Here is a 12,530-nt window from a genome sequence, read left to right as displayed (position 1 = left end):
TATCACATTTATGTATTTTTTTCCCTTTTTATTACAAAAATTTATCTTGTTTGTATTTTATATTAATTCAATATTTTTCATAAAAATGATATAATTTTATTTTTTACTGAATTCATATTTATTTGCTAATAAATTTATTTCATCATATCTATTCACAATTAAAGATTTTTATACTACTTTCTTAAGATTTCACAGTATACAGTTCAAATTTACATAATTTTATGATAAGATTAAATTACTAATAGTATCTTAGAGGTGTTATCAATGAATATAGTTACAGTAAAAGTTAATGGTATAGAATATAATCTCAAAGGTGAAGAAAAAGAAGAATATTTACATAAGGTTGCTGGACATGTAGATAAGACAATAAGATCTATGATGGAAAACAACCCTAAATTAAGTACAACTGAAGCCTCTATTTTAGCTGCAATGAATTCTGCAGATGAGCTTTTTAAATGGGGAGATTATATAGAAGAATTAGAAAATAAAACTGCAATCCTTGAGAGCACGCAAAAAGGCTTAAAGGAAACAACAGAGTCCCTTAAACTTCAAGTTACTCACTTAGATAAATATAATAAAGAATTAGAAAGTAAACTTGAAAAGTATTCATCCGATAATCTTCAGCAAGATTATCTTTCCCTTAAAGAGCAATTTGAGGTTCTTAAAGAGGAAGCCAAAAAGATAAAAGAAGAAAATAAAGCTTTAATTGCCAATAATAAAGAGTTAAAATTCAATCTTCAAAGTGCCAAATATAGAATAATTGAATATGAAAATAAAATTATCGATAGTCAAGTCATGATAACAAAATTAAAAAAAGATAATTCCAAAGCACCAATTATTAAAAAGGTAAAACCATAATATTTCTTTTATGGTTTTACCTTTTTAAGTGCAATTAAGGATAATCACACATTTCTAAGCATAATAATATCCTAAAGATAGAAACAAGATTAAAAAGAAGGAAGGATTATGAGAGTTTTATTATGTGTTAGGAAAGATTATAAAAGATTTAATGCTGGGGATTCTATGTATGTATCTATGATAAAAAAGTTTTTAGAAACGACGCCTATCGAAATTGTTATAAATGACGGAACTATAGAAGACTTTTCATCTTTTGACATTATACATCTCTTTAACTTGACATCAATAGGAGAAACTTATAGGTATTTCAAAATAGCCAAAAAAATTAATAAAAAAATAGTTATAAGTCCTATGTATTGGAATTTAGAAAATTATTATTCTTCTATTGGTGATGAGGAAAAATTAAAACTTTGGAGACAAATAAACTGCTATAGGCGGGAAATACTAAGGCGCAGCAACAAAGTTATCTGTAGTTCCGAATCTGAAAAAAAGCTTATACAAGAGGAATATGGTAAAAATATAAAATGTGAAATAGTATACACAGGTTTTTTTAATGAAAGTGATGAAATACCTCTATTAAACTTCAAGGAAAGATATAAAATTGATGACTATGTTCTTGCTGTAGGGAATATTTCAAAACGAAAAAACCAATTAGCTTTAGCTAAAGCCACTAAAGAACTTGGGATTCAACTGGTACTCATTGGATCTGGAGATAAAAATTATTTAAAAATGTGTACCGAGAATGAAAACGTTTTATATTTAGGCGATATGAATTCGTATTTCACTTATAACGCATATAAATTTGCAAAAGTTCACGCAATGCCTTCCTTTGGTGAAATTCCAGGCTTATCCTCCTTAGCTGCAGCTGCTTATGGTTGTAATGTAGTTTGTACTACTGAGGGAAGTTCAAAAGAATACTTTAAAGACCTAGCTTTTTATACCTCGCCTTTTGACAAAAATGAAATTAAAGATACTATTTATCAAGCATTTAATACGCCTAAAAATGATAAGCTAAAAGATTTTGTAAGAAAAAATTATTCATGGAGGGATACAATACAAAAAATTGCAGATATATATGCTACATTATTTTACGTCTAAAAATATATGCAAAATAAGGATTAGTATTACAATATACAATAATACTAATCCTTAAAAGTACTTTCAAATTATGATACTACTTACACAAAGCTTTGATTCCCATATATATTTATAATCTAAAACTAGATTTATTTTTCCTTCTAAAATGGAATTATTACATTATGTATTAATAGAATTTGAAGTTTAACATAAATTTTAAACCTTTGAAACTTTCATAATAGCTTTTACTGCATTTCCATAGGCATCTTTAAGTGCTTTTGCTTTTTCTAATTTTTCTTCTGGAGATCCATTTTTTTCACAAGAAGTTATAAGTTCTCCTAATTTTTCAGATGCTAATTTCAGTTTATCAATTGCAACATTCTTATCACTTAAATTGTCTTGTGTATTATTTAAATAATCTAATGCACTTTTTACTTTTTCTTGAATCCCTTTCAATTTATCAATAGATGTATCAATACTAGGATCAAGTGTTTTACCATCTGCACTTATAAGCTTCGCAATGATATTATTTTGACCCATTATCGTAACCTGAGTTACTCTTAATGGCTCATCTTTACCAGCTTCCATAGTTTCTGCCGTTTCTTTATTTGCCTCATCCATTACTTCTTCTTCTGTTTTAGTAGCATCTGAATCCTTTGTCTCAGTTGTATCTGTAGACTCAACCGATTGTGTAGTTTCTACCGACTTGTCTGTAGTGTCTTTTTTCAAATCGTTTTCACCACAACCACTTAATAAGAAAGCTAATACTAATAATGCACTTACTCTTTTTCTCATATTTTCTCCTTTTTATTACTTTATTCTTAATTTTACACTATAATATTTTTACTATTTTGTCAACTTAGAAATATCCTTATATTATTAAGCAAACAAAAAAAACCTTGATTTATCAAGGTTTTTCCTCATTATTCAACTAATTGTAAAACTTCTATCCCATAGGGTTCTAGAGTAAAACTTTTTCCATCTAACTCGTTCCTAATAATACTTTTACCTTCATGTTTTCCTTCAAAGCATTTTATTTCATTACTATTGTTAAATACCATTAGATACTTCCCATTTTCATTTTCTAACACCGAAAGTTCTAGACCATAAGGAAGTTTCTTGTAATATGGCAATTCTTTCTCATCTAATATCTTTGATAAAAGTTCTATATAATAATCACTATTGAATACTGTACCTAAGTAATAAACATTCCCTTTTTTATATTTATTTACTGTTACTGCTGCCTCATCAATATAAAAATCATCGTTATATGTAGCAATAACCTTTGCAGTAGTTGGCTCTAAAATATCACACCATTGTTTGCACTGATATACTTTTCCAGCTTCATCTTTAATTGTATGAATACTGTGTCCTATAGGATCATATTCTTTGACTACTACACCAGCACATTCCTTTAGATTGCTTGGCATTTGTTCCATTAAACATACATTATTCATATTTTTTACGCCAGTTCTATTTGTAAGAATTAATGTACCACCAGCCTCAACAAATCTATATAATTCAGTTGTTACATTATCATCAGTTAAATATAGCGTTGGAGCTATAACTACCTTATATTTATTTAAACTTTCACTCCAATTTATTATATCAGTACCTACTCCCAGTCTTATAAGTGCGTTATGAAAAGCTTTTAGCTGTTGTAGATAATACAGTCCTTCTACTTGCGGCTGAATTTTAAATGCAAAGTCTTGATCAGAAGAATACAAGATTGCTACTTCATTATTTATTTTGTAGTCAGGTATTTCTTCATTTATTTTATTCACTTCTCTACATAACTCTGCGAACTCATAAAATCTTCTTCCTTTTACATTGCTATGGTCTAAGATCCCGTGCCAAAACATCTCAGCTCCAATAATTGCATTTCTCCATCTAAAATGAACTACTGTTTCTGCCCCTCTTCCTATTGCTTGGAATGAATACCCTTTAATCATTCCAGGTTTTGGTGTCCTTTGCATAGGCATCCAACATCCTGGAGTTCCACTGAGCTGTTCCATTATCCAAAAGTTTTTCTTCTTTATTCCTCTCATTAGGTCACAATGAAAAGCATGGGAATGTAGTTCTTCTTCATCAGTTATTTCATTTGTTGTAGGATAATTATCATAAGAAACAAAATCTAGATTCTCGAAAGCGTCATAAAAATTAGGTAAATTACCAGTGAACCAAGTATTTGTAGTAATAAATTGTGAAGGACAGTTTTTTCTTATAATTTCCCTTTGAAAATCAATATATTCAACCATTGAATCTGAAGCAAACCTATTGTAATCCAATAAGTATGATGGATTAAGAAAAGGTGAACCTCCAAGAGGCGCTGTTACTTGCGACCAAGCAGAATATTCACCACTCCAAACTACGTTTCCATACTCTTTATTTATATTCTCAAGAGTTGAATATTTATTTTTCAGCCATCCTCTAAATTTTTCTGTGCAATTGTCACAACAACAATGTGTTGCATCTAGTTCATTATCTATTTGCCACCCAATTACAGCTTTATTATTTGCATATCTTTCGGTCATAGCTTCAACAATAGCTTTTGTATATTTTCTCATCGATGAGCTATTGTAACATCTATGACCTCGTATTCCAATAAATTGTCTCTCTCCACTTTCATTAACTTGGATAGCATCTGGATATTTTTCATATAACCAAAGTGGAGGGGTATTGGTTGGTGTTCCTAGTACAATCTCAATATTTCTAACTGAAAAGATTTCAATAACATCATCTAACCATTTAAAATCATATTGACCTTCTATAGGTTCTAGCTTACACCAAGCAAACTCTGCTAGTCTCACTACCTTTACCCCTATTTCTTTCATTAGCTGAGCATCTTTTTCCCACAATTGTCTATCCCAATGTTCTGGATAATAATCAACACCTATCCTCATTTTAATCCTCCTTATCTATTACACTTTCTATTTTTATTGTACCTTTCTGTAGTGTAAAAGATTTCACAAAAGTTATTATAACATACTAGTTTCTAAGAGGTAGAGTGCTTTATACAAAATGCATATTATTTTATAGAAATTACATTAATCGCTCTTGCTTATACGAGATAATTAGCTCATATTAAGAATAATTTATAGGCTTAATTTAAGGAGTTGTGGTTTTTAACCAGTTAGTGACCCCAAAGATCACCCTTATAACTAGGACACACACTGCTTTTAAGCAACGCTCTTACCTTCACAAAGCATCCACATTGATTGCAGGTAGTCCCATATACAAAGTCCTTACATTCCTTACATATATTAAGTCTATTATCGTAAACCTCTGAACTAACTACATCAAATTCACTATTATTTCTTATCTCCTCTACCAAGGCTTCTATTGAATTAATATCAACATTAACATTTGCCCTACAGCCCTTACAATTTTCCTTCTTCTCCATGATTCCTTTTACTGCAATTCTAACACTAACACAGACATGGCAGGTACTGTTAAAGTAATCTTATTATTATCTAATGAATAATCTGAGAATTCACTAGGCTTAACTTTATCTGGACACTCAAAGGTATTATGATCATTAATTTTTTCTGAAGCTAAAACACTACCGTTAACAGTTTTAATATCCCTACCTTCTACATCACATTCAATTGATGCTGAAGCTTTTGGGTCAAGATTACAAATAGATATATGAATTTTCCCATCCTTATCTACTGATGCAGACGAGTGGATTTGAGGAACCTTTTCTTCACCAAATATATAATCTTGAGCAATTTTTCCTACCTCTAATAATTCTGCATCTTGATGCACTTTATACATATTAAATACATGGTATGTAGGAGTTAGCAACATTTTAGGACCTTCTGTCAATATTACAGCTTGAAGAACATTGATTGTTTGGGCTATATTTGCCATTTTTACTCTATCACAATGCTCATTAAATATATTTAAGTTAATTCCAGCAACAAGAGCATCTCTTATTGTATTTTGCTGATATAAGAAACCTGGATTTGTTCCCTTTTCAACTTCAAACCAAGTTCCCCATTCATCAACTATAAGTGCAACTCTTTTTTCTGGATCATACTTTGTCATAATTTCATCATGTTTTGTTACTAATTCTTCCATTACCAAAGTATTTTTCATAGTTCTAAACCATAGATCTTCTTCAAATTCTGTAGCTGAACCCTTGTTTTCCCACACTCCAGTACCTGTTGTATAATAATGAAGTGTTAAAGCGTCCATGAATTGTCCTGCTTCTCTCATAAGTACTTCTGTCCAATTATAATCAACTGAATTAGGTCCACAAGCAATTTTATATACTTGATTTCCACTAAAATTTCTTACATAGCTTCCATATCTTCTAAATAAATCTGCATAATATTCTGGTCTCATATTTCCGCCGCAACCCCAGCTTTCATTTCCTACACCAAAATATTTAATTTCCCATGGGTTCTTTCTTCCATTAGCAGCTCTTAAATTTGCCATCGGTGACTCTCCATCAAAAGTCATGTATTCAATCCATTCTCTCATTTCTTGAACAGTTCCACTTCCGACATTTCCATTTATATAAGGCTCAGCACCTAACATATCACATAATTCTAAAAATTCATGAGTCCCAAAATGGTTATTTTCAACAGTTCCACCCCAATGAGCATTTACCATTCTAGGACGCATTTCAGGATCTCCTATACCATCCTTCCAATGGTATTCATCAGCAAAACAACCGCCTGGCCATCTTAATACTGGAAGCTTAATTTCTTTTAGCGCTTCCACTACATCAGTTCGGATACCGTTTACATTTGGGATACTTGAATCTTTCCCAACCCAAAATCCTCCATAAATACATCTGCCTAAATGTTCAGCAAAATTACCATATATGTTTTTGTCTATTTGACCCTTTTTATTTTGTGCATTAATAGTTAACTTGTTCATACTTATTCCCCTTCATCATATATTATTATGTATCACTTTATATTCCTTTAAATTAATTTATATGTTTATAAATACATTATGCCTAATTACTTTCAATTATTCAATAGAAAAAGAGGATTTTCTTATAAAAATTTGAAAACCCTCGTAAATTACTTTAAAACTACTTTTATACAAATTTCTTCTAACTCAGATTAACCAAATAACGTAAGTCTTTAAGTCTAATTATATTATTGGTTTTTCACTAATAAATATACCCTCTTACAGTTTTATTTTTAAATAGTAGTTTAGAATCATCTTCTGCTTGCCATTGTTCCACCTGTTCAATAGCTTCATTGATATTTTTTCCCAAGCCAACTAAAACACCAGCTAAAATATAAAATTGAAATAAGTTTTCTAAATCTTCTTCTGATTTCGCTTCTGCTTGAGCACGAATTACTAATGGTTCTATAGCAGCTAGCCAATGATCAACAGAAAGGTCTCTTATATATTCTGGATTATTTCTCCCCATATTACTTCCAATGGCTAAACTACTACCTTTTGTTTTACTACCTATTCCTATTCCTCCGATGGCACTTCCACCAGTTATTCCTCCACCTGTACTTGTACCTCCAGTCCCTGTTCCTCCAGTTATTCCTACACCTGTGCTCGTTCCTCCAGTTCCTGTTCCTCCGGTCATTCCTACGCCTGTACTTGTACTTCCAGTTCCTGTTCCTCCAGTTATTCCTACACCTGTGCTTGTTCCTCCAGTTCCTGTTCCTCCAGTCATTCCTACACCTGTACTTGTGCCTCCAGTTCCTGTTCCTCCGGTCATTCCTACACCTGTACTTGTACCTCCAGTTCCTGTTCCTCCAGTCATTTCTACACTTGTACTTGTGCCTCCAGTTCCTGTTCCTCCGGTCATTCCTACACCTGTAATCGTACCTCCAGTTCCTGTTCCTCCAGTCATTCCTACACCTGTAATCGTTCCTCCAGTTCCTGTTCCACTGGTCATTCCTACACCTGTGGTTGTTCCACCTGTTCCATTATTACTTATATACATTAAATAGTTATGCTTTGCAGCATGTATAAGTTCATCTGTTAATATATCAAATAATACTTCTTGATAAACCTTTCCAGAAATACCACTTCTTATTTTTTTATAACGTTCTACAGCTTCTAATTCTGAAAATAAGGCTTTTTTCAATCCTTCCTCATATGAGGTTGGGGTTTCAAAGCTAATATCTTTATTCACTTCAAGTGTATTTCCTGTAATCTCTCTATATATTTGCCTAATAAAGCTGTTATGTCTTCGTTCATCATCTCTTATAGACGCTATTATATCCTTAGCTTCTTGAGTCGGAGCTACAGTTATAAGATAATCAAAAAATAATTCATCTTCTCTTTCTATTTCAGCAGATGCTGAAAGTGCCTCAAGTGCATCTTTGAATAATATGTCCTTAACAACCTGATTGTTTTGATATGGTGTTATATACACAACGCAATCCCCCTAGGATTAGTCAATTCATTACTATTCTATGATAATAAACTTTTATCTGTGTATAAGCACTTCACAAAAACTCCCCAGCCTAAAGACTGAGGAGTTTTAAATAATTTTATTTTATTATTCTAACATTAACAACACCATCTATAGAAGAGATTCTTTCAACAATGTTATCTGTAGCTAAAGACTCGATATCGATCATTGTATATGCCCAATTTCCTTTGCTCTTGTTAGTCATATCAGAAATATTTATATTTTCTTCTGCAAGAACTGTTGTGAATTGTCCTAACATGTTAGGTATATTTTTATGATTTATAGTTATACGTGCTGCTTTAGTGCATACGCCCATATCGCAATTTGGATAGTTAACTGAATTTGTTATATTACCATTTTTAAGGTAGTCCATCATTTGTCTAACTGCCATAATAGCACAATTATCTTCTGATTCATTAGTTGATGCACCAAGATGAGGAATTGCTATAACACCTTCCATACCAGCAGTCTTTGCATTTGGGAAATCTGTTATATACGTTCCAACCTTTCCAGACTTCAATGCTTCTTCCATAGCCTCATCGTCTACTAATAAGTCTCTTGAGAAGTTTAAGATTTTAACGCCATCTTTCATCATAGCAAAAGTTTCTTTATTAAACATTTTCTTTGTATTATCAAGTAATGGTACATGAACAGTTATATAGTCACATTCCTTGTAAATACCTTCTAAGCTCTTGATGTGTTTAATATCTCTTGATAAATTCCAAGCTGCTTCAACAGATATATACGGATCATAACCATATACCTCCATACCCAATCTATTGGCTGCATTTGCTACTAATACACCAATAGCCCCAAGACCGATAATACCAAGTTTTTTTCCTGCTATTTCACAACCAGCAAATTTTGATTTACCTTTTTCAACAAGCTTAGCTACATCAGCATCATCTTTTACTGTTTGAACCCAATTTACTCCGCCTACGATATCACGAGAAGCAAGAAGAAGACTTGCTATTACTAATTCTTTAACACCATTAGCATTTGCGCCTGGAGTATTAAATACTACAATACCTTTTTCAGCACATTTATCTAAAGGAATATTATTAACTCCTGCACCTGCTCTTGCTATTGCTTGAAGGTTTTCTGGAAGTTCTAATTCATGAACGCTAGCACTTCTAACTAGTGCTCCAGTAGCTTCTTCAAAGTTATCAACTTTAGTAAATTCTTCTGTAAATAAGTCCATTCCAACTGCTGCTATAGGATTTAAACAATTAATTTTAAACATATCTGCACCTCTTCATAATTAATAATTTTTTCTTTTATAGTTCATGTATAAATAATCCACTTTTTAACTTTGGTTCAAACCATGTGGATTTTGGTGGCATAGTTTCTTTGTTATCTGCAACCTTCATAAGTTCATTCATTGTTGTAGGATACATAGAGAAAGCAATCCCATTATAAGATTTTGCTAACTTTTCAATATACTCTATCCCTCTTATTCCACCTACAAACTCAATTCTATCACTAGTTCTTGGATCCTTTATATCAAAAATCTTATCTAATACCATTTCTTGAAGTATTGATACATCCAATGATTTTATCGGGTCATTTTTATCTATATATTGTTCCTTTGCAGTAAGCTTATACCACTTTCCTTCGCAATACATACCAATAGAATATTTCTTTTCAGGCTTTACAAGGCTTGATACTTCTTCTACATCGAAGGTTTCATCAAGCTTGTTCAATAAACTAGCTATATCATGTCCATTCATATCTTTGACAACTCTGTTGTAGTCCATTATTTTAAGCTGAGAACTTGGGAACATTACAGAAAGAAAATAATTAAATTCTTCATCCCCGGTATAGCTAGCCTTTCTTTTTTCTCTAGCCACTGCAACAGCCGCTGCTGCTCTATGATGACCATCTGCTATGTAAATACCTTCTATTTTATCAAAAGCATCTATTAATGCATTGATTTTATTATCATCAGAAATTGTCCAAACAATATGTGTCACACCATCTTCTGAGGTAAAATTACAGCTTGGATCACTGTTTGTTACTTCAGTTATAATAGAATTAACTACATCTTGATCTCTATATGTCATAAAGATTGGACCTGTGTGAGCATTACAACTTCTGACATGATCAATTCTATCTTTTTCTTTGTCTGCTCTAGTTTTTTCATGTATCTTTATAACTCCTGATTCATAGTCGTCAACAGATAAACATCCTACTAATCCAGTTTGAGCTCTTCCATCCATAATTAATCTATAGATATAAAGGCATTTTTTTTCATCTTGTACAAGTATTTCATCTTCAATTAATTTACTTAAATTTTCGCTAGCTTTTTCATATACTACAGCATCATGCACATCTATATCATCAGCTAAATCAATTTCTGCTTTATCCACATGTAAAAATGAGTAAGGATTGCCTTCTGCCATCACCTTTGCTTCTTCACTACTCATTACATCATATGGTAATGCTGCTACTTTATCTGTTAATTCTAACTTCGGTCTGTATGCCTTGAATGGCTTCAATATTGCCATTTTTATTCCTCCTAAAATTTACTTATTTATATTTTTAATAACCCTATACTGTGTTTACTTCGCACTCAATAACACTAGCTAAAAATACATTAGGATTAACTTACCATTTATAATATCCCATCAGACATAATAAAAGGTTGTGAATAAGTGCTATATAAATAAGCATTATATAACTTTAAGAATGCCTCTCCCCCTTTATTTTCAATAAAAAAAGACATACATCACCTAGTTAAACTAGGGACGAATGTCTCGCGTTGCCACCCTTATTGGTTAAAATAAATTTAACCCACTCTTTCATCTTAACGGTCTTTACCCGTATTACTCATCGTAATAAGTCTCTGAGGCGGATTCAAATCAACAAGGTATCAGTTTCCAGCAAACACTGACTCTCTTTAAACTCTTGATGAAATTACTATTCTCTTCTTCGACAAATATGTGTTTTTTATTAATATAATATTTAAACACCCGTTTTGTCAATCATATTTTAGAATATTTAATATTTTGATATTTTTCGGCTTATATTTTAACTGATTATCAATATTTAAAATTAATAAAACATTTACATATGATAAATTTTTCTATATGTTATTTTATTATTTAGAATTCTTATGTATTATTTTTATAAGTAACCATCTAAGTATCATTCAGCCTCCAAGTGTCACATCTTGACTTTGATACCACTCTATTGCTTCAGTAAAATGCTCAGCTTTAAAATCTGGCCAATAATCATCTACCACATAAAAGTCTGAATAAATTGATTGCACTGGCAAAAATCCACTTAATCTTCTTCGACCACCCCATCTAATAATTAAATCAACCCTAGAAATATCATTAGATTTAATGTTCTTTGTTATATTTTTTCTGCCATCATTTAGAGTTTTTAAATTATTCAAGTCCCATTCCCAACCATAATTCACAAGAAAATTGACCTTTATTCTTCCACTTCCAAAAGCATTTCTTTTAGTAAAAGCAAGTAATTCCTCAGGAAACATTGGCGATTCGGTATTTCCTACTACTAATAAATCTGCATCCTCATTTGTGAGTAACCTAACTGCATCTATACATGCTTTTGTATATGCTAATCTTTGTTCTCTTGGCCTTTTTGTATTGTCTGTGGTAAATCCATAAAATGTAATTTCCTCTACACCATATTGTTTACAAAGCTTAAAAACCGTAAGACCTGGGTCTATTCCTAAATCATATCCTTTTTCTTTGCTCATCCCTTTAGCTACTGCATATCTTCTATTGCCATCTGGTATAATTCCTATATGTCTTGGTATTCTCATAGCTTACCTCCCATTTATTACAAGAAACTTAACTAAACTATATTATTCCCCTCTTTATTAATAAGAATACTCAGATTTTAATTATTTCATCTATTACAATAATTAAAAGTCCTTAGTTACTTATTGATGTATATTTATTTGTCTTTTTAGATATAAAATACATTTTTTCTTTTACAACTTCTATGCTTATACAAAAATTTTCTGTCTTTTAATACGAAATTCTTATAAGATTTAATGACTTAGTATAGAGTTTTCAATACTTTTATATCTTGCTTCCGTAAAACAAAAATAGTTATGTACTTTCTAAATAAATTTATTTAATAAGACTCCCCATGCATAATTATGAATTTTATCATTTTCTAATACTGATATCTGATTGATTAATACAAATTAAAAATA

Annotated in this window: 10 protein-coding genes and 1 other annotated feature; of the genes, 2 read left to right on the top strand and 8 right to left on the bottom strand. The window is 31.2% G+C overall.

Annotation, left to right across the window (positions count from 1 at the left end):
- Positions 1-264: 264 nt before the first annotated feature.
- Both CLOCEL_RS10170 and CLOCEL_RS10165 read left to right on the top strand, forming a co-directional pair.
- The gene (locus CLOCEL_RS10170) at positions 265-858 is read left to right on the top strand and encodes a cell division protein ZapA (RefSeq protein ID WP_010077013.1); all 594 of its coding nucleotides are present in this window, start codon (positions 265-267) and stop codon (positions 856-858) included.
- A gap of 108 nt (positions 859-966) precedes the next feature.
- Positions 967-1,956, top strand: coding sequence for a glycosyltransferase (locus CLOCEL_RS10165; protein WP_010077014.1), 990 nt, complete (start codon positions 967-969; stop codon positions 1,954-1,956).
- A gap of 195 nt (positions 1,957-2,151) precedes the next feature.
- Here the strand turns inward: CLOCEL_RS10165 and CLOCEL_RS10160 are convergent, their stop codons facing one another.
- The 8 genes from CLOCEL_RS10160 to CLOCEL_RS10120 all read right to left on the bottom strand — a co-directional run bounded on the left by CLOCEL_RS10160 (position 2,152) and on the right by CLOCEL_RS10120 (position 12,131).
- Complete coding sequence (locus CLOCEL_RS10160) at positions 2,152-2,730, bottom strand: hypothetical protein (RefSeq protein ID WP_010077015.1); 579 nt, start codon at positions 2,728-2,730, stop codon at positions 2,152-2,154.
- A 128-nt stretch (positions 2,731-2,858) separates the two neighbouring features.
- On the bottom strand, positions 2,859-4,838 hold the full coding sequence (locus tag CLOCEL_RS10155) for a beta-galactosidase (protein WP_010077016.1): 1,980 nt from the start codon (positions 4,836-4,838) through the stop codon (positions 2,859-2,861).
- A 230-nt stretch (positions 4,839-5,068) separates the two neighbouring features.
- Positions 5,069-5,338, bottom strand: coding sequence for a DUF6171 family protein (locus tag CLOCEL_RS10150; RefSeq protein ID WP_010077017.1), 270 nt, complete (start codon positions 5,336-5,338; stop codon positions 5,069-5,071).
- 8 nt (positions 5,339-5,346) lie between these two features.
- Entirely contained in the window at positions 5,347-6,825 is a 1,479-nt protein-coding gene (locus CLOCEL_RS10145) for an alpha-N-arabinofuranosidase (protein ID WP_010077018.1), read from the bottom strand.
- A 241-nt stretch (positions 6,826-7,066) separates the two neighbouring features.
- Positions 7,067-8,299 carry a ferritin-like domain-containing protein gene (locus CLOCEL_RS21990; RefSeq protein ID WP_013291712.1) on the bottom strand — a complete coding sequence of 411 codons (1,233 nt, stop codon included), beginning with the start codon at positions 8,297-8,299 and terminating at the stop codon, positions 7,067-7,069.
- 118 nt (positions 8,300-8,417) lie between these two features.
- A complete protein-coding gene (locus CLOCEL_RS10130) occupies positions 8,418-9,581 on the bottom strand; it encodes a phosphoglycerate dehydrogenase (protein ID WP_010077021.1) in 1,164 nt (387 codons plus the stop codon).
- Positions 9,582-9,615: 34 nt separating this feature from the next.
- Positions 9,616-10,845: a DUF1015 domain-containing protein gene (locus tag CLOCEL_RS10125; protein ID WP_010077022.1), complete on the bottom strand. Its 1,230-nt coding sequence runs from the start codon at positions 10,843-10,845 to the stop codon at positions 9,616-9,618.
- Between the two features lie 233 nt (positions 10,846-11,078).
- Positions 11,079-11,279, bottom strand: a binding site (T-box leader).
- A 210-nt stretch (positions 11,280-11,489) separates the two neighbouring features.
- Positions 11,490-12,131 carry an undecaprenyl diphosphate synthase family protein gene (locus CLOCEL_RS10120; RefSeq protein WP_010077023.1) on the bottom strand — a complete coding sequence of 214 codons (642 nt, stop codon included), beginning with the start codon at positions 12,129-12,131 and terminating at the stop codon, positions 11,490-11,492.
- Between the last annotated feature and the right edge of the window lie 399 nt (positions 12,132-12,530).

It is taken from the genome of Clostridium cellulovorans 743B (assembly GCF_000145275.1).
GTDB classification, from domain to species: Bacteria; Bacillota; Clostridia; order Clostridiales; family Clostridiaceae; genus Clostridium_K; species Clostridium_K cellulovorans.
The sequence above is the reverse complement of the archived record's forward strand: the minus strand, read 5'-3'. Positions and strand labels throughout refer to the sequence as shown.